Annotated in this window: 15 protein-coding genes and 1 pseudogene; 12 read left to right on the forward strand and 4 right to left on the reverse strand. The window is 51.9% G+C overall.

What is annotated here, in order from left to right:
- Positions 1 to 149: 149 nt before the first annotated feature.
- Positions 150 to 309, forward strand: a pseudogene (locus tag Q0Z94_RS00005) (IS5/IS1182 family transposase); the annotation flags it as partial.
- Positions 310 to 499: 190 nt separating this feature from the next.
- Here the strand turns inward: Q0Z94_RS00005 and gyrA are convergent.
- From gyrA to Q0Z94_RS00025, 4 genes are all read right to left on the reverse strand, one after another.
- Positions 500 to 2,932 (reverse strand): DNA gyrase subunit A, encoded by a 2,433-nt coding sequence (gyrA, locus tag Q0Z94_RS00010; protein ID WP_298065662.1) that lies wholly within the window; start codon positions 2,930 to 2,932, stop codon positions 500 to 502.
- Positions 2,933 to 2,950: 18 nt separating this feature from the next.
- Positions 2,951 to 5,362 (reverse strand): DNA topoisomerase (ATP-hydrolyzing) subunit B, encoded by a 2,412-nt coding sequence (gyrB, locus tag Q0Z94_RS00015; RefSeq protein WP_298065665.1) that lies wholly within the window; start codon positions 5,360 to 5,362, stop codon positions 2,951 to 2,953.
- A gap of 200 nt (positions 5,363 to 5,562) precedes the next feature.
- A complete protein-coding gene (dnaN, locus tag Q0Z94_RS00020) occupies positions 5,563 to 6,717 on the reverse strand; it encodes a DNA polymerase III subunit beta (RefSeq protein ID WP_298065822.1) in 1,155 nt (384 codons plus the stop codon).
- Between the two features lie 105 nt (positions 6,718 to 6,822).
- Positions 6,823 to 8,160 carry a helix-turn-helix domain-containing protein gene (locus tag Q0Z94_RS00025; protein WP_298065668.1) on the reverse strand — a complete coding sequence of 446 codons (1,338 nt, stop codon included), beginning with the start codon at positions 8,158 to 8,160 and terminating at the stop codon, positions 6,823 to 6,825.
- Positions 8,161 to 9,043: 883 nt separating this feature from the next.
- On the opposite strand from Q0Z94_RS00025, the gene Q0Z94_RS00030 reads away from it, so the two are divergent.
- The 11 genes from Q0Z94_RS00030 to Q0Z94_RS00080 all read left to right on the forward strand — a co-directional run bounded on the left by Q0Z94_RS00030 (position 9,044) and on the right by Q0Z94_RS00080 (position 20,325).
- The gene (locus Q0Z94_RS00030) at positions 9,044 to 9,943 is read left to right on the forward strand and encodes a site-specific integrase (protein ID WP_298065670.1); all 900 of its coding nucleotides are present in this window, start codon (positions 9,044 to 9,046) and stop codon (positions 9,941 to 9,943) included.
- On the forward strand, positions 9,940 to 11,043 hold the full coding sequence (gene glf / locus Q0Z94_RS00035; RefSeq protein WP_298065673.1) for a UDP-galactopyranose mutase: 1,104 nt from the start codon (positions 9,940 to 9,942) through the stop codon (positions 11,041 to 11,043). Before Q0Z94_RS00030 ends, glf begins: the two co-directional genes overlap by 4 nt.
- Positions 11,043 to 12,053 carry a glycosyltransferase gene (locus Q0Z94_RS00040; protein ID WP_298065675.1) on the forward strand — a complete coding sequence of 337 codons (1,011 nt, stop codon included), beginning with the start codon at positions 11,043 to 11,045 and terminating at the stop codon, positions 12,051 to 12,053. Before glf ends, Q0Z94_RS00040 begins: the two co-directional genes overlap by 1 nt.
- Before the next feature lies 1 nt (position 12,054).
- On the forward strand, positions 12,055 to 13,251 hold the full coding sequence (locus tag Q0Z94_RS00045) for a glycosyltransferase family 9 protein (protein ID WP_298065677.1): 1,197 nt from the start codon (positions 12,055 to 12,057) through the stop codon (positions 13,249 to 13,251).
- A gap of 8 nt (positions 13,252 to 13,259) precedes the next feature.
- A complete protein-coding gene (rfbF, locus tag Q0Z94_RS00050) occupies positions 13,260 to 14,042 on the forward strand; it encodes a glucose-1-phosphate cytidylyltransferase (protein WP_298065678.1) in 783 nt (260 codons plus the stop codon).
- A gap of 6 nt (positions 14,043 to 14,048) precedes the next feature.
- Positions 14,049 to 15,122 (forward strand): CDP-glucose 4,6-dehydratase, encoded by a 1,074-nt coding sequence (gene rfbG / locus Q0Z94_RS00055; protein ID WP_298065679.1) that lies wholly within the window; start codon positions 14,049 to 14,051, stop codon positions 15,120 to 15,122.
- 31 nt (positions 15,123 to 15,153) lie between these two features.
- The gene (locus tag Q0Z94_RS00060) at positions 15,154 to 16,341 is read left to right on the forward strand and encodes a radical SAM/SPASM domain-containing protein (RefSeq protein WP_298065680.1); all 1,188 of its coding nucleotides are present in this window, start codon (positions 15,154 to 15,156) and stop codon (positions 16,339 to 16,341) included.
- 257 nt (positions 16,342 to 16,598) lie between these two features.
- Entirely contained in the window at positions 16,599 to 17,150 is a 552-nt protein-coding gene (locus Q0Z94_RS00065; protein WP_298065681.1) for an NUDIX domain-containing protein, read from the forward strand.
- A gap of 4 nt (positions 17,151 to 17,154) precedes the next feature.
- Positions 17,155 to 18,501 (forward strand): lipopolysaccharide biosynthesis protein RfbH, encoded by a 1,347-nt coding sequence (gene rfbH, locus Q0Z94_RS00070; RefSeq protein WP_298065682.1) that lies wholly within the window; start codon positions 17,155 to 17,157, stop codon positions 18,499 to 18,501.
- Positions 18,501 to 19,355 (forward strand): transketolase, encoded by an 855-nt coding sequence (locus Q0Z94_RS00075; RefSeq protein ID WP_298065686.1) that lies wholly within the window; start codon positions 18,501 to 18,503, stop codon positions 19,353 to 19,355. Before rfbH ends, Q0Z94_RS00075 begins: the two co-directional genes overlap by 1 nt.
- 1 nt (position 19,356) lies before the next feature.
- Positions 19,357 to 20,325, forward strand: a complete 969-nt coding sequence (locus Q0Z94_RS00080; protein ID WP_298065688.1) for a transketolase C-terminal domain-containing protein — start codon at positions 19,357 to 19,359, stop codon at positions 20,323 to 20,325.
- Positions 20,326 to 20,339 lie beyond the last annotated feature (14 nt).

Raw genomic sequence — 20,339 nt, forward strand, 5'->3', positions numbered from 1 at the left:
TCAGACGTAGAACCCAAATCGTCACGCGTTCCTTGGATATGTTGAATAAATCTCTGGCGTTGTTTCAGCGATTTCGCATTAATGGCAAGATCGAAGAAATTTTATCATTATTAAGGTAATACTCTCCCGTCATCCTGCCCCTTAACAGTCGCAAAAATCCGCGCTATTACGATAAATATCTTTCGGCTTCGACACCTTATTGAAAATGCCTTCCTGGAATTGAAGAGTTGGCGAGGTATCGCCACACAGTATGCGAAAAACACGGCCTCTTTTCTGGCTGCTGTGCATATAAGGTGCACAGCAATTTGAGCTAAAATCAAATGACAACACTATCTAGTTTCCATTAAAAATAGATCAAAAATGAGACTTTTATTTTGTCATGGTCTCTCAACAAGAGCAGAAGTCTTTGGTATTATGTCACCTATCAAAAAATTCCTTCTTATAAAATAGAAAAAGCCCGAAGACTGCAATCTCCGGGCTTTCTTTTTCTGAATATGCTCTATTCTTCTTCGCCGCTGTCCGCTACGGTGTCAAAACCTGAAACAGTGGCACCTTCGTCCAGCTTCACCAGGCGCACTCCCATAGCTGCACGTCCCACGGAACGGACTTCTTCCACTCCCAGGCGGATGATCTTGTTCGTTGAGGTGAGCAAAATCAGCGAATCCGTGTCGGACACGGGCTTGGCATCAATGACTTCTCCTGTCTTGGGCGAAACTTTGAAATTGATGAGGCCTATTCCTCCGCGGCTCTGGATGCGGTAAAGATCTATCTTGGTGCGCTTTCCGTAGCCCAGTGCCGAGACCGTCATGATCATGGTGGAGCTGTCCTTGTCTCTGACCGTGACGCAGGCGACAACGCGGTCACCGCTGCGCAGGCCAACACCCTTTACGCCGGAGGCGCTGCGGCCCATCGGACGCACGTCCGACATGGCGAAGCGTATGGCCATACCGTGGGCGGTAGCCAGAACCACATGATCGGATTCCGTCACCTCGCGCACGGCGATAAGCTCATCGCCTTCCCGGAGTCCGAGAGCGATGAGTCCGCTCTTACGGCAACGGGCATACAGGGAGGCGTTGGATCGCTTAACCATACCCTGACGGCTGGTGAAGAGAAAATATCTGTCTTCCGAAAATTCCCGTACCGTCAGGGCGTTGGCCACCCACTCGTCCTTTTCAAGAGGCAGCAGGTTGGCGATGTGCATACCCTTGGCCGTGCGGCTGCCCTCGGGAACCTGATGCACCTTGAGCTGATGCATACGCCCCTTGTTTGTGAACAGCAACAGATACTGATGATTGGTGGTTGTCAGAAAATCCTGCACAAAGTCGTCTTCAGAGGTATGAAGACCCGCTATCCCCTTGCCGCCTCTCTTCTGCTGCTGATAGTTGGCCAGAGTTGTGCGCTTGATATACCCACGGCGGGAAAGCGTGATGACCACGTCTTCATCGGGGATGAGATCTTCCACGTCGATGCCACCAAGTTCGTCCATGACGATTTCCGTCCGGCGCGGCGTGGCGTAGGTATCCTTGATATATCTGGTTTCATCCCGCAGCACGCCGCGCAGTACTTCAGGATCCTCAAGAATGGACGTGAGATAAACGATGAGTTTTTCAAGCTCACGGTATTCGTCCATGAGCTTGTCGCGTTCCAGTCCGGTAAGGCGCTGCAAGCGCATATCAAGGATGCTCTGCGCCTGTACATCGGTGAAGCCGAAACGTTCCATGAGTCCGTTTTTGGCGTCCTGCGGCGTCTGGGAAGCTCGGATCAGAGAAACAATTTCATCAATGATGTCCAGAGCTTTCAGCAGACCTGCCACAATATGCGCACGAGCCTGAGCCTTGTCGAGATCAAAACGGGTGCGACGGATGACCACTTCACGGCGGTGATCCAGAAAACAGGAAAGCGCTGAACGCAGGTTGAGCTGCTGAGGCTTGTTGTCCACGACCGCCAGCATATTAATGCCGAAGGACGTTTCAAGGGGTGTGTATTTATACAGTCCGTTGATGACCAGTTCAGGAATGGTGCCGCGGCGAAGATCCAGAATGATCCTGATGCCTTTCTTGTCAGAAAGATCACGCAGATCAGTAACGCCGTCGAGCTTGTGGTCATTGACCAGGGCGGCTATTTTCTGCACCAGCACGGATTTGTTCAGGGCATAGGGTATTTCCCTGATCACCACGGATTGCTGTCCCTTCTTTCTTTCCTCCACTTCCACTCGGCCGCGTACTTTAACCACGCCGCGGCCGGTACGGTAGGCATCCAGAAGTCCCTGTCCCGCATAGACAAAACCTGCCGTCGGAAAATCCGGGCCATGAACGAGGTCAATGAGATCATCCACCGTGCATTCCGGTTCATCAATGAGGCGAAGCATAGCATCGCAGAGTTCACCGAGATTGTGCGGAGGAATGTTCGTGGCCATACCCACGGCTATGCCGGAGGAACCATTGAGAAGGAGATTCGGAACTTTTGTGGGCAGTACCTCGGGTTCCTGCTCCGAACCATCGTAGTTCGGCCGGAAGTCCACGGTATTCTTTTCGATATCGTTCAGAAATTCAGAGGCAAGGCGGGACATGCGCACTTCAGTATAACGCATGGCTGCTGCAGAATCGCCGTCAATGGAACCAAAATTACCCTGTCCGTCTTCCAGCGGATCGCGCATGTTGAAGCTCTGGGCCATACGAACCAGAGCTTCGTATACGGCGAAATCCCCGTGAGGGTGATATTTGCCGATAACGTCGCCCACAACGCGGGCACTTTTCTTCGTAGGACGGTTATAGGTGTTGGCCATCTGGGACTGTGCAAACAGTATGCGCCTGTGTACAGGCTTGAGACCGTCGCGGGCGTCGGGAATGGCTCGACCGATGATCACGCTGAGCGAATACGCCAGATAGGACTGACGAAGCTCTTTTTCTATATCAACGTTGAATTCAGCCACGATCGTTTATCCTTTTCGTCAGATGTCCAGCTCGCCTGTTACGGAAAGCGCGTTGCGGATAATGAAGTCCCGGCGGAGGTCGGCGCGGTCTCCCATGAGTTCCTCAATAGTATCTGAGGCAGCCTGAGCGTCGGAAATACTCACCTTAAGCAGAGCGCGTTTTTCAGGATCCATCGTTGTCATTTCCAGCTGTTCGGGGTTCATCTCACCGAGGCCCTTATAGCGCTGAATGTTGAATCCCTTGCGGGCCTCAGCGTAGGCTGCTTCGCGCAGTTCAAAATAGTCCTTTACCTCACGGGAAGACTCGGTACTCGAAAGCTTCACGGGGAACGAGCCGCACGCTTCCGCAAGTTCCGTCCATAGTTTGCGCGCCTGGCGGTACATGCGGGAATGGAAAAACTCAACGGCCAGACGGGTGCGGTGCGCGCTGCGATTTTCGAAAATCACGAAGCGGCGCTCCCCTTCTTCCATTTTTTCAACATCCGTAGAAGCGATATAGCCTTGTTCCTTCATCCAGGAAGCGAATGCTTCTGGAATGCCTTCAGCAAAAACATCGGGTGTAAGGGTTTCGAAATAGCGAAGGAAAGAAAGAAAAAGTTCTCGGGAAACGGCGGAATTCTCCGCCTCTATGACGCACTTTTCCATTTCATCTATATTTTTGAGCAGGGCAATGAGCGCTTCTCCTGTGAATATACGTCCGCCGGAGGCAGTTACCGTTACACCGCCGGAGAGCCGCTGCAAAAGAAATTCGTCAAGTTCGCCGTCATCCTTGAGGAATTTAATGGTCGTGCTTCCCTTCTTGATACCGTAAAGAGGAGGCTGAGCGATGAAGATATGACCATCTTCGATGAGCTTGGGATAGTAGCGGAAAAAGAAAGTGAGCATGAGCGTGCAGATGTGCGCTCCATCCACATCGGCATCCGTCATGATGATGATCTTGTGGTAACGCAATTTGGAATAGTCGATGGTCTCACCAACGCCTATACCCATGGCCGTGATCATGTTCTTGATCTCTTCGCTGGCCAGCATACGGTCGAAACGGGCTCGTTCCACGTTGAGAATCTTGCCGCGCAGAGGTAGAATAGCCTGCGTACGGGGATTGCGCCCCTGCTTGGCAGAACCTCCTGCGGAATCGCCTTCCACGATGAAGACCTCGCATTCTGTTGGATCCTTACTCTGACAGTCAGCAAGTTTTCCAGGAAGGGAGTTGTCGGAAAGCGCTCCCTTGCGGCGGACAAGATCCCTTGCACGGCGTGCTGCCTCGCGGGCACGGGAGGCTTCGGCAGCCTTTTCGATGATGGCCCTTACATCCTTCGGGTTTTCCTGAAAATACACATCAAGGCTGTTGTAAACCACGCCGTTGACAATGCCGGCAACCTCACTGTTGCCGAGTTTAGTCTTGGTCTGTCCTTCAAACTGGGGATTGGGAAGTTTTACACTGATCACAGCGGTAAGACCTTCGCGCACATCATCGCCGGAAAGCGTTCCGCCCTTGAGCTTTTTTTGAAGATCAGGCTGATTTTTGACGTAGTTGTTGATGGCCCGCGTCAGGGCTGTCTTGAATCCGGCAAGATGGGTCCCACCCTCGTGCGTCCTGATATTGTTGGCAAAGGTGAACGTCTTTTCGTTGAAGCCGCTGCTGTACTGCAGTGCAAAATCCACGGTGACGCTGTCCTGAACTCCCTCGCCGCTGATGATGGGATGCAGTCCGGTCTCTCCGTTATTAAGATCATGGACGAACTGCTCAAGACCACCATCGGCGCGGTAGGTGTGCGTCTCGTTGGTGCGTTCGTCCTTGCAGACGATGGTCAGACCTCGGTTGAGATAGGAAAGCTCTTCAAAGCGCTTGTTGAGTATTTCGAAAGAATAGACAGTAGTCTCGAAAATCGTCTCGTCGGGCAGAAAATGGACTGTTGTCCCGTGCCCTTCCTCCTCGCCGAGGCACTCGACGCCGGTGACGGGTATACCGCGCTCATAGCGCTGCCGCCAGCGTTTTCCGTCGCGGCGGATGGTCACTTCCAGCCATGAAGAGAGAGCGTTGACGCAGGACACGCCCACCCCGTGAAGTCCGCCGGATACCTTGTAGGCATTGTTGTCGAACTTGCCGCCGGCGTGAAGCTTGGTCATGACTACCTGCACCGCCGGAACCTTCAGCTTGGGATGAAGATCCACGGGGATGCCGCGTCCGTTGTCTCGCACTGTCACGCTGTTGTCGATGTGCAGTATGACTTCTATCTTATCACAGAAGCCCGCCATAGCCTCATCGATGGAATTGTCCACAACTTCGTAGACCAGATGATGAAGGCCGTGGCTGTCAATACTGCCTATGTACATGGCCGGGCGGACGCGAACGGCCGTCAGCCCCTCCAGTACGGTGATGGCGGAAGCGTCATACTGGCCGCTGCCAGACGGGATACCTTGCTGAGTCATGATCTTTCCTGATAGGTAGGCTCGGTGTTTCGAAAAAAGGCGTGGTGAGGAATAAGCATATACCAGGTTTCAAAAATTTTCAATTGAAAGCCTCTGGGGGAACTGTGAGATTCTTTCCTCCGAGCAGGATTATCCCCTCCTCTTCTTGAAAATGGAAGCATGGCGTTCCCTTTTTTGGAAACGCCATGCTGAAACAGCGGTTATTCTTCTTCGGTGTAATAGGCGGACTCCGCTATCTTCATCGGCATGAGGATAACGTTGTATTCCGCGTCGTCCGCGCCGGTCATGCCGCAAGGCCCTTCCGCACCGGTAAAGACGAAGTCTATCTTTGCCGATTGGAAGTGGCCTAGAATATCCATAAGGCCTCTTGTTGGGAATGCTATGAGCGAAAGGTCACCCTTGAAGTCTCCTTCCAGATGTTCGGTAGCCGAACCTGTTTCCTGCCCCTGTGCAGAAAGCACGACTTCAGAAGGCTCAAAGTGGAAATAGGTGCAGCGATCGCTGTCGTTGTTGAAAAGGAGAAGGCGATCAAGAGCATCGAGGCTTTCTTTCCTGTCTACTGTGAGCTGTGAGGTATTATCACCCTTGAGACGTGCAAGAAAGCCCAGGTGATCGGGATAAGTGAAGTTGACGCTGCGTGGAATGCTCAGAGTTTCGTTGCCGGAGCCGGTGCGTATATGGAAACGGCGTTCGCTGATATTGAGCATGATTTCATCACTGCCCAGCCATTTTCGAAGCTCGTTCACATATTTCTTCTGGATGAGCAGGCCGTTTTCCGGAAGCAGCCTGGCAAGCTCATCGTTGATGAAGCGTACCATGGCGAACTGATGTCCGTTCAGACCGCAGACATCCACCTTTCCTCCTTCATACGTCTTTAAATAAAGACAGGCCAGACCCTCTGCGCTGTCGTCATCACTGATACAAAAAGAGACGCGGTCGATAACGTCCTGCAGAAAATCGCCGGACCAGAGTACCGCTCCTTCTTCCGGAAAAGCGGGAAGGGGCTGGAACCAGACAGGGTCCACGGTGGGCAGTTTGTAGGAACGGCGTCCCTGTTCCACAAGCAGAACATTGGAAGCCTCATCCACGCGAAGGTCTATATCCCCACCTGGGAGGCGGCGCAGAAGTTCCACAAAGGAACGGCCGTTGACGCCCGCCTGTCCTTCCTCTTTTGTCTTCGCGGGATAGACGCCGGTAAATTCGATGTTTACGTCCGTGGACATGATGGTTATGCCATCGGATTTCGCCTGAAGCCAGATCGAACGAAGATAGGCTGCTCCTGCCTTGCTTGGAATGATGGAGGCCGCTTTCTGAAGCCCATCGATGATCTGCTCTTTCTTTACGGTTACGTGCATCATAGAAATTTTCCTGTTGTAGAGGTTAAGAGTCGGTCACTTTGTTCCTAATTCTTTTATCCTTATGATTTTTATGGATAAATAAGGAACAATAAAAAGAACGTCTCATGAAGGGAAGGAACTTTTTTTCCCTTGTGCTCCTTCGCTTCTGCCTTTTTTTAACTGTTTTGTAATCTCTGTGAGCACCATGTGCGCATCGTTGTTCATAACTTGAATTTTTTCAATTTTTTTGATGGCATACATGATGGTGCTGTGGTCTCTTCCGCCGAAGATAAGTCCTATGGATGGATAGGATTCTCCGAGAAGTTCACGACAGAGATACATGGCCGCCTGACGAGGAATAGAAAGGTGAGAATTTCTGTTTTTCTCGATAAGCTCCTTTGAGGTGCAGCCGTAGTGTGAGGCCACTGCTGCGATAATTGATTCCGCATCCAGAGGCTGCGGCGCGCCATGACTGCGCAGAAGAGCGAGGACTTCTTCGCTTGAAGGAAGTCTGCCTCGCTGAACGTATAAATTTTTTAAGGATGCTATGATTCCACTCAAGGGCCTGAGCTTCAGGCATTGACGTGAAAGCAGAAGAGCCAGATCACGATTTTCAGGAAGCCCGGCTCTTTCCATATGAAGAAGAGCAAAGCGCATACGAACGTCAAGATCTGGTTCCATGAGTTCAAGAACAAGGTGGGAACAAAGGCGGTCGTAAAGCTCGGGAATAAGTGTTTCAGACGGCTGATCTATCATGGTAGTGATGAAAAAAGCACGCTTTTCCAAGGCATCTATAAGCGATGCAAGGGCGCGCTGTGCCTTTGCATCTTCTGAGAGAAGATGAACGTCATCTATAAGAAAAGCAGCACATCCTTCAAACGTTTCTTCTTTTAATGAGAGAAAAAAGGAGATATTTTGTCCAGACAATATTCTGACTGAGTGTGACGGATACCGGGAACGCAGTTCCTCGGCTGCGGCTGAGATTAAATGACTCTTCCCTGTCCCGGAAGGTCCGTGAAGGAGAATAACAGAGGGAGAAAGAGAAAGAGCTTTCCTGAACTGAGTGACAGCGTCCCTGTTGCGACCCCCGGGAAAGAAATCGTCCCAATTGCTGTGAGAAATTTTTTCCTCATGAGACCTGTGGAGAGAACTTGAGGAAAAAAGCTGTTCGTTTTTTCCCCAGGTATAGCGTACTTCCACAGTATTGCCGAAAAGATCTCGGCAGGCTGCTTCCAGCCTTTTTTGTCCTTGTTCAGAAAACCAGCGGAAAAAGAGCTGATGTGGAAAACGGACGCTGAGCACCCCATCGGAAAGGAAAAAAGTCAGTGGAGAGAACCAGGCTGGTTCATTCTGTGTTTCTCCAAAGAGCTGTAAGGAAAGTTCTTCCCTGAGCTTTTTTTTGGTCAGGGTAGGCCCCTCGCTTTTTTTCAGTTTTTTTATGTCGGTGTGAGATGCGTTCATCGGCGTTTAAAGGATTCAGATTCAAAGGGAAAGGTTAATAATATGATGAAATAAAAAGATAAAGAAACAAATTTTCCCGTTTTCTGAAACGAGAAGGACCTTTAAGCCGCTTAAAAATTTTTATCAAAAACAGCGTCTATAAACAAGACTAGTTATAGTAAAAAAATAAGTTTTTCATCAAAAATTCCTTTGTGGTTTGAGACCTCCCCCCTTTCCTTCCCAAAAAGGGAAAAGAGTAGTTAAAAAGAGGCAAAGCTGATTAAATCCTTTTTCGTAAACTCTCCCCTGGCTGCAGGACGGCGCATGCTCCGCTTATAGTGAGCTGGCCGCGTGCCATCTGGCTTTGCCAGCTCAAGCATGGCTGCGGCCAGCTCACGGGGCATGAGGGGTAATCCGCGCGACCCCTCTCCGTCGATTGAGGAGGCAATTGGCGGATGGGGCGACTGTGGATTGAAACATTAAACAGATATAAAAAAGAGTTCGGTCAGCTCCAGAACTCGTGCAATGAGTCAGAACTACGAACGATAGACGAAGCCGAAAGCCGGCAAAAGAAGAAAAAATTTTTTTTGAGAGTCCGAACGAGGCCTCTTTAAACGGGGTGCACAAAGACCCACGGCACAAGGGTTCGTTGACAGATAGAGTGTCGATAAACCCCTGAAGCCGCAGGCATTCATCAACAGATAGAGTGGCAATGAATCGTTGGCAATTCATACCCAAAATTGCCTCCAAGGGCAAGAAAATTTTTTGGTACACGTTGTCCTCCAGTTTCACGAAAAAAATATTCTATAAATTCAAAGTATTATAAAATTAAGCCCGGCCATTTCGGCACTCATCGACACTCTATCTGTCAATGAAGTGAACTTACGCAAAGGGTGACGGATTTATGGTACGCGAGACCAAGGGCGGCGTTCCGGCCGCCGAATCGAACACCGTGCTGCATGCGGCTCCGCTGTTCAACGACTTTGTTGAGGAGCGCTATCTGCCTTTTGTCCAGCAGAACAAGCGCAGCTGGAAGGTGGACCGCGGCAATCTGCAGCGGCATATTCTGCCCTATCTTGGCGGATACCGGCTCTCCGACATTACCGCCGAGACGCTCCAGAGCTGGATTGATGCTCTCAGCCAAAGCGGGCTTGCGCACAGTACCTGCGTCCGCCAGTACTGGCTGGCCAAATACGTCATGACTTGTGCCATTCGCTGGGGATACCTGCCTGAGGACAGGATGCTCAAGACTCCCAGGTCGCTCAGTGTATCCACGGAACAAAGCCGCAGCCCCGTGCTGCTGGAGTATTCCGAGCTTGACCGGCTTCTCGGTATACTCAAAAAGTACCCGAACTGGTCCTCGGCCAACGCCATTTACCTGATGATCCTCACAGGGGCCAGCAAGTCCGAAATTCTCGGCCTTCGCTGGGAAGACGTGGATCTTGCCCGCGGCGTCCTCACCGTGACCGCGAACTTTACCGGCCGGCAGCGGCTGATCCCGCTGAGCAGCGAAGCGCAGAAGTTTATTCAGAAGCTGCCGCGGCGCGAGGGCATCCCGTGGCTGTTCTTCACGAGCCTGGGGACGCACCTCACCTACATCACCCGCGACTGGTATCAGATACGCGAAGAGTTCGGGCATCCTGAACTACGTCTCCAGGATCTGCGCCATACCTTTGCAAACGTCCTGGTAAGCATGGGCGTCAACCGCGAGGGCCTGCGCACTATTTTAGGTCACTACAAGCCGGCAACGCTGACTTTTTTAAGCCGGCAGGCCTCTTCTGTTAAAAACGGAGAGGTTGCATGAAAAACATTGTTGTGGGTGCCGGTATTTCAGGAGCGGCAGCAGCTCGCGTGCTTGCCGAACGCGGGGAGAAGGTGCTTGTCATCGACAAAAGGCCGCATATCGGCGGAACCTGCTATGATTATTACCACGGCAGCGGTATCTGCATTCATCAGTACGGCCCTCATATTTTTCATACCAACGACAAGTCCGTATGGGACTTTCTTTCCCGCTTCACGGACTGGATTCCGTACATGCACAAGGTCGCTGGCCTTGTGGACGGCACTCTTGTCCCCATCCCCTTTAATTTGAACTCCCTGTGTAAAGTTTTTCCACATTCACTGGCGAAATGCCTTGAGGAAAAACTGCTCTCTCGTTTTGGCTTCAACAAAAGAATTCCTATTCTTGAGCTTCAGAATAACAAGGATAAGGACCTCGCTTTTCTTGCAGCATACATCTACATAAAGGTTTTTCTCCCCTACACCATGAAGCAGTGGGGAATAAGGCCCGACGAACTCGATCCTTCCGTCACCGCCCGCGTCCCCGTCTGCCTGAACCGGGACGACCGCTATTTTCAGGAGCGCTGGCAGGGTATTCCCGCCAGGGGTTACACCGCCATGATGGAGCGGATGCTCAGACACAAAAACATCACCGTGCAAACGGATACCGCCTGGAGTGACGTAAAGGACGAGTTCCGCGGCTCCCGCGTTCTTTACACCGGTTCTGTGGACGAATTCATGGACTATCAGTTTGGCGAGCTGCCCTATCGGAGTGTCAGGCTGGAGTTCCGCGAATACGCCCGCGAGTTCTTCCAGACGCACGCCGTGATCAATTATCCCGAAAACTACGATTTTACACGCATCACTGAATACAAGCACTTCCTTGGCGACAGGGCGTCCGGCACTGTGGTTTCCTTCGAGTATCCCGAGGCGTACCGCCCCGGCGAAAATCTCCCCTTCTACCCTATCCCCGGTCAGAAAAACAGCAGGCTGTACGAAAGGTATTGCTCGTCCGTCAAGAAGGACCATGCCGACGTCATTTTCTTCGGACGCCTTGGCGATTACAAGTACTATAACATGGACGCGGCTGTTGCCCGTGCCCTGGCCGTGACGAGGGTATGCTGATGCCCGCGGTGTCTGTTCTCATTCCCTGCTACAATGTGGAAAAATATCTCCGCCAGTGTCTGGATTCCGTTGTTAAACAGACACTCAGCGATATGGAAATACTCTGTATCAATGACGGCTCAACGGATTCCACGCCTGCCATACTCAGGGAATACGCTGCACAGGATTCCCGTATCCGCATCATCGACAAGCCGAACTCCGGCTACGGCGACAGCATGAACAGGGGCCTTGAGGAAGCCGCAGGAGAATATATAGGCATTGTCGAATCCGATGACTGGGCCGACGCCGACATGTTTGAAACGCTCTATCGCCTTGCCAGAGAACATGACTGCGATATGGCAAAGAGCAATTTCTACGACTACCTGGGCGGAAGCTCCACACGCCATGAGATCATCCCTCCCCAGGATGCGGACACGCTTCTGCGGCCTCTGGAGCGAAACGCCATTTTTACCAGCACCTGCTACATCTGGACAGCCATCTACCGCCGCTCGTGGCTGAACCAACAGAATATCCGCTTTCTGCCCACGCCTGGGGCGTCCTATCAGGACACGTCCTTCAATTTCAAGGCCTTGGCCTGCGCCCGCCGCGCGTGGTTCACATGCAGAGCCTTTCTGCACTATCGCCGCGACAACGAAAGTTCCTCCATTTACAGCTCAGGGAAAGTCTACTGCGTCTGTGACGAATACCATGAGATCGAACGCTTCCTGCGGGAAAGAAGCGAACTCACCCGCCTGCTCCCCGTTGTGCAGAAGATGAAGTACCAGTCGTACTACTGGAATTTTCGCCGTCTGCCGATCCCGCTGGACAGGGAGTTCGGCTGCCGCGCAGCTTCAGAATTTGCCGAAGCCTTCCGTCTTGGAGTGATAGAAAAACGCCTGTTCAAGCCGAAACATTATCAGAGACTCAGACTCTGGGCGAATCATCCGTGCCTGTTCTTTCTTCGGGAGTATGTCCACTCCAATGGAAGAAAAAAGATGATGGCGGCCTTGCAGAAAAGAAGGGAGGACTGACATGCCCTCCTATGTCAACTTTTTTGAAAAAGCCGGGCACAGGCTGGCGCAGCTGCGCAGTTCAAACGCAGCCTCACCGCGCAGAGCGGCGCTCTCCTTCGGACTGTGGAATCTGAAAAAAGCCATCAGTATGCACCTTATGGGCGACTATGCTGCGACCAGCTCAAAGGACGACGATTCGCCGCTCAGCATCGCAGCCCTGATACGCGGCGGCATAGGCGACGCGGTTCTTTCCACGGCCTTTCTGCACGCTCTTGCAGACTATGCGGGCACTCCCGCAGTCATCGATGTTTACGCAGCTTCCTGCCCCGACAGTGTTCGTTCCCTTGTTCATGGACACAGCGTCTTTCGGCGGATCGCCAGTCTGAAAGACGACATCCGCCAGGAGTACGACATCATCGTCGATATTACCCGCATGGCCTGGTTTCCAGGAGTGAACAAAAGCAAAACGGGAAGACTGTCGCCAAAGCTCCTCAAATTTATAGAGGACTGCAATACCTTCAGGAATAAAAACGTTCTCTTTTTCACTGATGAAGGGCAGCGCCTGGGCATGGATTATGCCGATACTGCCGGCAGCTTCCGTGAGTGCCAGATGGACAGAAAAAACATCCTTTGCCTGAAGGAACGTTCGTTTACCATTCTCTGTGAAAAAGACCCGCAGCATACGCGAGAGACATTCGGCATTCCGGAGAGTTACATTACCATCCACAGAGAATCCGGGAATGCGGGAGAGGACTCCTTAAAGCTCTGGCCAAAAGCTCATTACCATACGCTGATGGAGCGTCTTAAAGAACAGTATCCTTCTATGGGCATGGTGCTTCTTGGCAGCAGAAAAGACGACAATTTTAAAAACTGCATTGATCTTAGGGGAAAGACATCATTTCCCGAACTCAAGGCCATCCTCAAAGGGGCGGTGCTTCATATCGGGGGCGAAGGTCTCATGCCTCACCTGCGTCATTTTCTGCATGGCGGGCCGTCCATCGTTCTCTTTGGCCCCACGTCATGCAGGCATTACGGTTATGCGGAAAACATCAACCTCAGCGGCACCTTGTGCCCTGAAGGATGTGAATGGATTTCACCTGACTGGCAGGTGTCCTGCATAAGAGGCTTCGGTTCCTGCCGCAGTATGGATGAAATATCTGTATCCCATGTCATGGAAAAGGTATCACAAACTCTTTCTCTTCAATTACCGCAATGAGGAAAACAATGAAAGTGGCCATTCTTGCTGGCGGACTTGGTACAAGGCTTGGTGAAGAAACGACCATACGGCCGAAGCCCATGGTCGAGATCGGAGGAAAGCCGATACTCTGGCACATCATGAAGATATATTCATACTACGGATACAACGAGTTCGTGGTCTTGTGCGGATATAAGCAGGAATACATCAAGGAATACTTCAGGAATTACTTCATAAATAATTCTGACGTGACCTTCGACCTCGCCGGCGACAGCGTCATCGTCCATAAAAAACGTGTGGAACCCTGGAAAATAACATTGCTGGACACCGGTCTGAACACCCTTACCGGCGGCCGCATCAAGCGGGCGCAGGAAATCCTGGGCGATGCTCCGTTCATGCTCACCTATGGCGACGGCGTTTCCGATGTGGACCTTGCCGCACTTGTGGACTTCCACAAAAAACATAAGCGGCTGGCTACGGTTACCGCCGTGCAGCCGCAGGGACGTTTCGGGGTGCTGGACATAGACGAGAGCAGCACCATCCAATCCTTTTTGGAAAAGCCCAGAAATGCGGCCTCGGCATGGATCAATGCGGGTTTCTTCGTGCTGGAGCCACGGGTGTTCGACTACATAACCGAGGGCGACAAGACCATCTGGGAGCGCACGCCCCTCACCCGTCTTGCCCGGGCAGGAGAACTTAAAGCCTATAAGCATGAAGGCTTCTGGCATCCTATGGATATGCCCAGGGACAAGGTCGAGCTGAATGAATTGTGGGCTTCCGGCAGCGCGCCCTGGAAGGTATGGGAGGATTGAACCGTCATGGATTTCTCTCTCGATTTCTTCCGCGGCAAAAGGATTCTGGTCACCGGGCATACCGGCTTCAAGGGAAGCTGGCTGTGCCGGACGCTCATCGGCGCGGGTGCGGAAGTGACAGGCTACAGTCTGCCCGCACCCACGGAACCGAACCTGTTTTCTCTGGCTGGTCTGGAAGGAAGAATGACCAGTGTCCCTGGAGACATCCGCAATTTTTCTCTGCTGAGGGAAACGTTTGAAAAGGCTCAGCCGGAAATCGTCATCCACCTGGCAGCCCAGCCCCTTGTGCGCGATTCTTACAGGATTCCGCGCTGCACCTATGAGACCAATGTCATGGGCACGGTGAATCTCATGGAATGCGTGCGTCTTTCCTCCTGCGTCAAGAGCCTGCTCAACGTCACCACGGACAAGGTCTATCAGAATAACGAATGGTGCTGGGGCTATCGGGAGAACGAGCCGCTTGACGGCTTTGACCCCTACTCAAACAGTAAAAGCTGCTCTGAGCTGGTGACGCACAGCTACAAGAACAGCTTCTTTGCCGATGGCAGAGTTTCCATAAGCACGGCCCGCGCGGGTAACGTCATCGGCGGCGGCGACTTTGCCCATGACCGCATCATTCCCGACTGCATACGCGCCCAGCAGGCGGACAGCGTCATCGGGGTACGTAATCCCTGCTCCATAAGGCCGTATCAGCATGTTCTCGAACCCATCATGGCCTATCTCAGGATCGTTCAGGCCCAGTGGGAAAAGCCTGCGCTTGCCGGCTGGTACAACGTAGGACCGGATGACTGCGACTGCGTCACCACCGGAGAGCTTGTGGAGCTTTTCTGCCGCATCTGGGGTAACGGAGCCAGCTGGAAAAATCAGTCCGAAGCCGATGCCCCGCACGAGGCAAACTTCCTCAAGCTCGACTGCACCAGAATCAAAACGGCCCTTGCCTGGTCCCCGCGCTGGCATATCGCTGAAGCCGTGGAAAAAACCTGCGCATGGACGAAGGTGTGGCTGAATGGAGGCGACATTCCCGCAGAGATGGACGAGCAGATTGCAGAGTTTACCGATACTGATGTGGTAACTTGTTAAAAAAACAATAAAACAAAGGGAGGTTGGTGTTATGCGTACATGCAGAAAGTGTTTTGAGTATGCGTATGTTTTTGTTGGGGGAGATGTGCGGTGCTGTCCCTGGAATGGCATTGTTATCGGAAATCTTCTGAAAAATACCCTTGAAGAAATCTGGCAAGGCGAAAAAATAGAGGAAATTCGTCAAGCGTTCATGCGGGGAGAGCTTTTAGGATGTAATGAACAATATTGTCCTGATTGTATTAATGATACTGATAATATAAAAATATCAGAAGAGGAAATGAAAATGCTTTATGATAAGCATTCTTCATGTCCAGAGTTTATTAGTTTGGCATATGATGAAAGATGCAACCATGCTTGCCCTAGCTGCCGACATGATTTTTTTCATCCAAATAAAGATTATATAGAGAATCTGCATAAAATTACAAAAAATATTGAGCCATATTTAGCGGGGGCGTCGCATATAGCAACCAATGGTATTGGAGACTTATTTGTATCCACAGAATTATTGGACATGATATCTAGATTTCATCCAGTCCGAAAGGACTTTAGTATGTTTATAGAAACAAACGGCGTGTTGTTCAAGGATAACTTGCATAAGCTGGAGCATTTGGCTGCATATCCCATAACGGTGTCCGTCACTCCGAACAGCTTTGATCGTGAGACATACAGATATCTGGCAGGAAGAGACGATTTGGCAAAATTTGAAGAGAGTATGTCGTTTATAAGCAATTTGAAGAGATCGGGAAAAATTCGCAGGATCCGGATGATCATGGTTATTCAGGACAGCAATTTCCGCCAGATTCCTGATTTTATTGCAAGATGTATTGACTACGATGCGGATGACATTGTGCTGCGTCCCATATTTCACTGGTTTGGCTCAACAGAGGATGAGATTCTGTACAAGAATGTACTCAACCCCTGTCATCCTTATCATAAGGAATATTGTGAGATACTTGAAAATCCGCTTTGCAAGGATTCAAGAGTTTTTAACTGGGGGTTTAATGTTCCGCAGGAAGCTATACCGTTTCCTACTTTGGCCATGAAGAGACGTTTCGAAAAATCTGATGAAGTATTAAATCAGATACATTGCAGACTGGATGAAATGACAAGTTCGATAGACAGGTTATCGCGTTATCCCAAATGGCTTGTCAACTTGGGGGCTTGCTTTATTCCCAAAAAGAATAACAGGGTTCACCTCAGAAAGAAGTATTCTCGCTAGTTTTGTGAAAGAGGTGGTAGGGGTACAGATTTTTCCCGCTTGAGTGTGCGTGCGGAGTGAATGAAAGGTTATGGCAGGAGGAAAGAAAAGAAAATCAAATAAGGCAGCAATGCCCTTCAGGGCTTTGTGCCTGGGCTTGAGAGAGGGGGTATCCTCTCTCAAACTTTCGCCCTCTGAAACTACGCCCGCACACCGCCTGGGATCAGAGGGGATGTCTTTGGTTTTCGTCCGGAGTCTCAAATCATAGAGGAAGAAAGATGACAGAACTTTCGCATGAGCTTTTGCAGGCGGTCGAGATTTTGCGCTGCGCACATGTGGATGGACGCCAAGGTCTGCCGGAAAAGTTGTTTCTTCTGGTCTCCTCAGTGGTACCGCTTCCCAACGTCGATTTGCTGATAACGGATAAAGCCGGAAGGCTGTTGCTCGCCCGCCGAAATGACGGTTTTTTTGAAAACAGCTGGCATATCCCGGGTGGCTGTATGCGTTATGGCGAAACGCTGGAACATTGTCTGCAGCGCACGGCACGGCGCGAGATCGGATGCGAGGTGCTGCATGAAGAAGCGCCAGTGGCAGTGCGCAGCGTGTTCCGTGGCCCGAATCCTGATTTACTGCATCCAAATGAACGCGGGCATAATATCGCAATATTGTATCGCTGTGCACTTCCTGATTCCTTTTTGCCGGATAACGGAAAACTCAACGAAAGTGATGCTGGCTATTTGAAGTGGTTCCATACGCTTCCACAGGACTTTATGTCCATTCAGCATGTGTATGATGATGTCCTTACACCGTGGACAGGAGATCAGAGGTAATACCATGGCAATCTGGAAAGAAGAAGCAGAGGCGCGGAGTGCCATAAAGGACATGGTTGCAGAGTATTACAGACAGTTTAAGTCTTCTGTCAGACCATTCACTCCCGGAGACAGGATCAGTTACGCCTCCCGCGTTTTTGATGAAAGGGAAATGTGTGCGCTGACGGATGCCATGCTCGATTTCTGGCTGACGACAGGACGCTTTGCTTCTGAATTTGAAAGAGAATTTGCTTCCTGGCTCAACGTCCGTTTCGCCCATCTTGTGAATAGCGGTTCTTCCGCCAATCTGATCGCGTTTATGGCGCTCACCGCGCCGGAGCTGGGTGAGCGGCAAATACGGCCGGGAGATGAGGTCATCACCGTGGCCTGCGGTTTTCCCACCACCGTGACGCCCATTCTTCAATATGGCGCTGTCCCTGTCTTCGTGGACGTGACCATTCCGCAGTACAATATTGACGTTTTGCAGCTGGAAGCTGCGCTGAGTGAAAAGACGAAAGCCGTGATGGCCGCCCACACGCTGGGAAACCCTTTCGATCTTGCTGCGGTGAAGGCCTTCTGCGAAAAGCATGGTCTCTGGCTTGTGGAAGACAACTGCGATGCCCTCGGCTCGCAGTATACGCTGAATGGCGAAACCCGGTTCACAGGCACCTGGGGCGACCTGGGAACATCCAGCTTCTATCCGCCTCATCACATGACCATGGGGGAAGGCGGCTGCGTCTATACAAACAATTCCCGTTTAAGCCGCCTTATCCTCAGCTTCAGAGATTGGGGGCGTGACTGCGTCTGTCCTTCCGGTCAGGATAATTTTTGCCGGCATCGCTTTACCGGTCAATTTGGCGAGCTTCCCCAGGGCTATGACCACAAATATGTATACAGTCACTTCGGCTATAACCTGAAAGTAACGGATATGCAGGCTGCCGTGGGCTGTGAGCAGCTGAAAAAGCTCCCGAACTTTATCGAACGCCGTCAACATAACTGGCAGCGCCTGCACGAGGCCCTGTCCACCGCTTCCGACCGACTCATCCTCCCGGAAGCGGCTCCCTGCAGCAGCCCTTCCTGGTTTGGATTTCTTATCAGCCTGCGGCCGGAATCCGGGCTGAAGCGCAATGCCGTCACGTCCTTCGTGGAATCTCGCAACATACAGACACGTCTTCTGTTCAGCGGGAATCTCATCAAGCATCCCTGCTTTGACCAGATACGCGGAACCTCGGCGTACCGCATTGCGGGCAGTCTCGCCAACACGGACTTTATTATGAACAACAGTTTCTGGGTGGGGGTCTGTCCCGGCATGACGGATGCCATGATCGACTATGAGGCGGAAACCATTCTGGAAGCTCTGGAGGCAAGATAATGTCCCTCAGCAGTAAGCGTGAGCTTGAACAAATGGCGCTCAACATACGTTTGGGTATTATACGGGCCATCACATCAAATCATGGCGGACACATAGGCGGTTCGTTCGATCTCGCTGAAATGCTGGCCGTGGTCTATTCGGACTTCATGCGCGTCAATCCGGAAAAGCCGGACTGGGATCAGCGCGACTTCATGATTTTTTCTAAGGGACATGCCGGCCCCGCCCTTTACGCAGCTCTGGCGCTGAAAGGCTTTTTCCCAGAAGAACGCCTTGAGAATCTGAATAATCCCAATTCGCTGCTTCCGGGGCACTGCGATCGTAACCATGTGCCAGGCGTTGACGCGACTACGGGCAGTCTCGGCCAGGGGCTTTCCATCGCCTGCGGGGCGGCCCTTGCCGGGAAACTGCGCGGCACGGATCAGAGGGTGTTTTGCGTAACCGGTGACGGGGAATCCGCGGAAGGCCAGATATGGGAGGCCGCGCAGTTTGCTGCGCATTACAGTCTGGACAATCTGATCGCCTTTCTGGACTGGAACAAGATGCAGATAGACGGCAGCAATGACGAAGTCATGCGCCTTGGGGATCCTGTGCGCAAATATCAGGCGTTCGGCTGGAATGCCTGCCTTGTGAAAGGGAATGAGGTCATGGCCATTCAGCGTGCCGTGCGCCGGGCTGTGGAAGAGCCGAACGGCAAGCCCTCCATGATTGTGCTGGATACGGTAAAGGGAGAGGGGGCGCGCTGTATTGTGGAGATGGCAAACAACCACTGCATAGGATTCTCTGATGAATTGTGCGGCAAGGTCATGGAGGAACTGCGGGAACAGGGGCGGAAGCTCGGCATGGAGGTGGAATAAGATGAAGATCCGCTATACCGGGCAGAAGGCTGAAAAAGAGGTCTTTCAGGTTTTTAATGAAACCATGCGGCAGCTCATCGAGCAGGATGCAAGGGTCGTCTATCTGGATGCCGATCTCATGGGTTCGCTGAAAACACAGGAGCTTTGGAAACGTTATCCCGGGAACGTCCTGAACACCGGCATCCAGGAAGCCAATATGGTGGGCGTGGCCTGCGGGCTTTATCTGAATGGCTTTAAGCCCTATGTTCACAGCTTTTCTCCCTTTGCCAGCCGCCGTGTGTTTGATCAGGTTTTTCTCAGTGTGGGCTATGGCCGGAAGAGCGTGCGCGTGATCGGGTCGGATGCGGGGATCATGGCCACACACAATGGCGGCACCCACATGTGCTTTGAAGATATCGCCATGATGCGGACGGTACCGGGCGCGTGTGTGGTTGACATCAGCGATCCGGTCATGTGCGGGGCATTTCTGAAAATGACGAGGGATCGCCCCGGCCTGACCTATATCCGTATGCCGCGCCGTGACTTGCCGGATATCTATCCGCCGGAAACAGCGTTCGCAGAAGGCAGGGGAATGCTGCTTCGGGAAGGTTCGGACATTACGCTTGTCGGCTGCGGCATCATGGTCGCCACCTGCCTTCAGGCGGCAGAACTTCTTGCCTCTGACGGTATAGAGGCTCGCGTCATAGATATTGTCACGGTAAAGCCTCTGGATGAGGAATTGCTCCTGGACAGCGCAGGAAGGACCGGAGCTGTGGTCACGGCCGAGAACGCCAGTGTCCTGGGCGGACTGGGCAGCGCTGTCGCAGAATACCTTTCCTCTGTTCATCCTGTTCCCGTGCTGAAGGTTGGGATCCAGGATTCTTTCGGCCGGGTAGGGACGGAATCTTTTCTGCGGAAGGCGTACGGTCTCACGCCGGAGTCTGTGGCCCTGCGCGCCAGGGAAGCTCTGAAATTGAAACAAGCCCTCTGAGGGATACAAGGGAT

This window comes from uncultured Mailhella sp. (assembly GCF_947631555.1).
Taxonomy (GTDB): Bacteria; Desulfobacterota; Desulfovibrionia; order Desulfovibrionales; family Desulfovibrionaceae; genus Mailhella.

Bases quoted from the DNA above. Each gene is read 5' to 3' on its own strand.
- gyrB (WP_298065665.1), bottom strand. From the start codon at position 5,362: ATGACTCAGCAAGGTATCCCGTCTGGCAGCGGCCAGTATGACGCTTCC.
- dnaN (WP_298065822.1), bottom strand. From the start codon at position 6,717: ATGCACGTAACCGTAAAGAAAGAGCAGATCATCGATGGGCTTCAGAAA.
- Q0Z94_RS00025 (WP_298065668.1), bottom strand. From the start codon at position 8,160: ATGAACGCATCTCACACCGACATAAAAAAACTGAAAAAAAGCGAGGGG.
- Q0Z94_RS00030 (WP_298065670.1), top strand. From the start codon at position 9,044: ATGGTACGCGAGACCAAGGGCGGCGTTCCGGCCGCCGAATCGAACACC.
- glf (WP_298065673.1), top strand. From the start codon at position 9,940: ATGAAAAACATTGTTGTGGGTGCCGGTATTTCAGGAGCGGCAGCAGCT.
- Q0Z94_RS00040 (WP_298065675.1), top strand. From the start codon at position 11,043: ATGCCCGCGGTGTCTGTTCTCATTCCCTGCTACAATGTGGAAAAATAT.
- Q0Z94_RS00045 (WP_298065677.1), top strand. From the start codon at position 12,055: ATGCCCTCCTATGTCAACTTTTTTGAAAAAGCCGGGCACAGGCTGGCG.
- rfbF (WP_298065678.1), top strand. From the start codon at position 13,260: ATGAAAGTGGCCATTCTTGCTGGCGGACTTGGTACAAGGCTTGGTGAA.
- rfbG (WP_298065679.1), top strand. From the start codon at position 14,049: ATGGATTTCTCTCTCGATTTCTTCCGCGGCAAAAGGATTCTGGTCACC.
- Q0Z94_RS00060 (WP_298065680.1), top strand. From the start codon at position 15,154: ATGCGTACATGCAGAAAGTGTTTTGAGTATGCGTATGTTTTTGTTGGG.
- Q0Z94_RS00065 (WP_298065681.1), top strand. From the start codon at position 16,599: ATGACAGAACTTTCGCATGAGCTTTTGCAGGCGGTCGAGATTTTGCGC.
- rfbH (WP_298065682.1), top strand. From the start codon at position 17,155: ATGGCAATCTGGAAAGAAGAAGCAGAGGCGCGGAGTGCCATAAAGGAC.
- Q0Z94_RS00075 (WP_298065686.1), top strand. From the start codon at position 18,501: ATGTCCCTCAGCAGTAAGCGTGAGCTTGAACAAATGGCGCTCAACATA.
- Q0Z94_RS00080 (WP_298065688.1), top strand. From the start codon at position 19,357: ATGAAGATCCGCTATACCGGGCAGAAGGCTGAAAAAGAGGTCTTTCAG.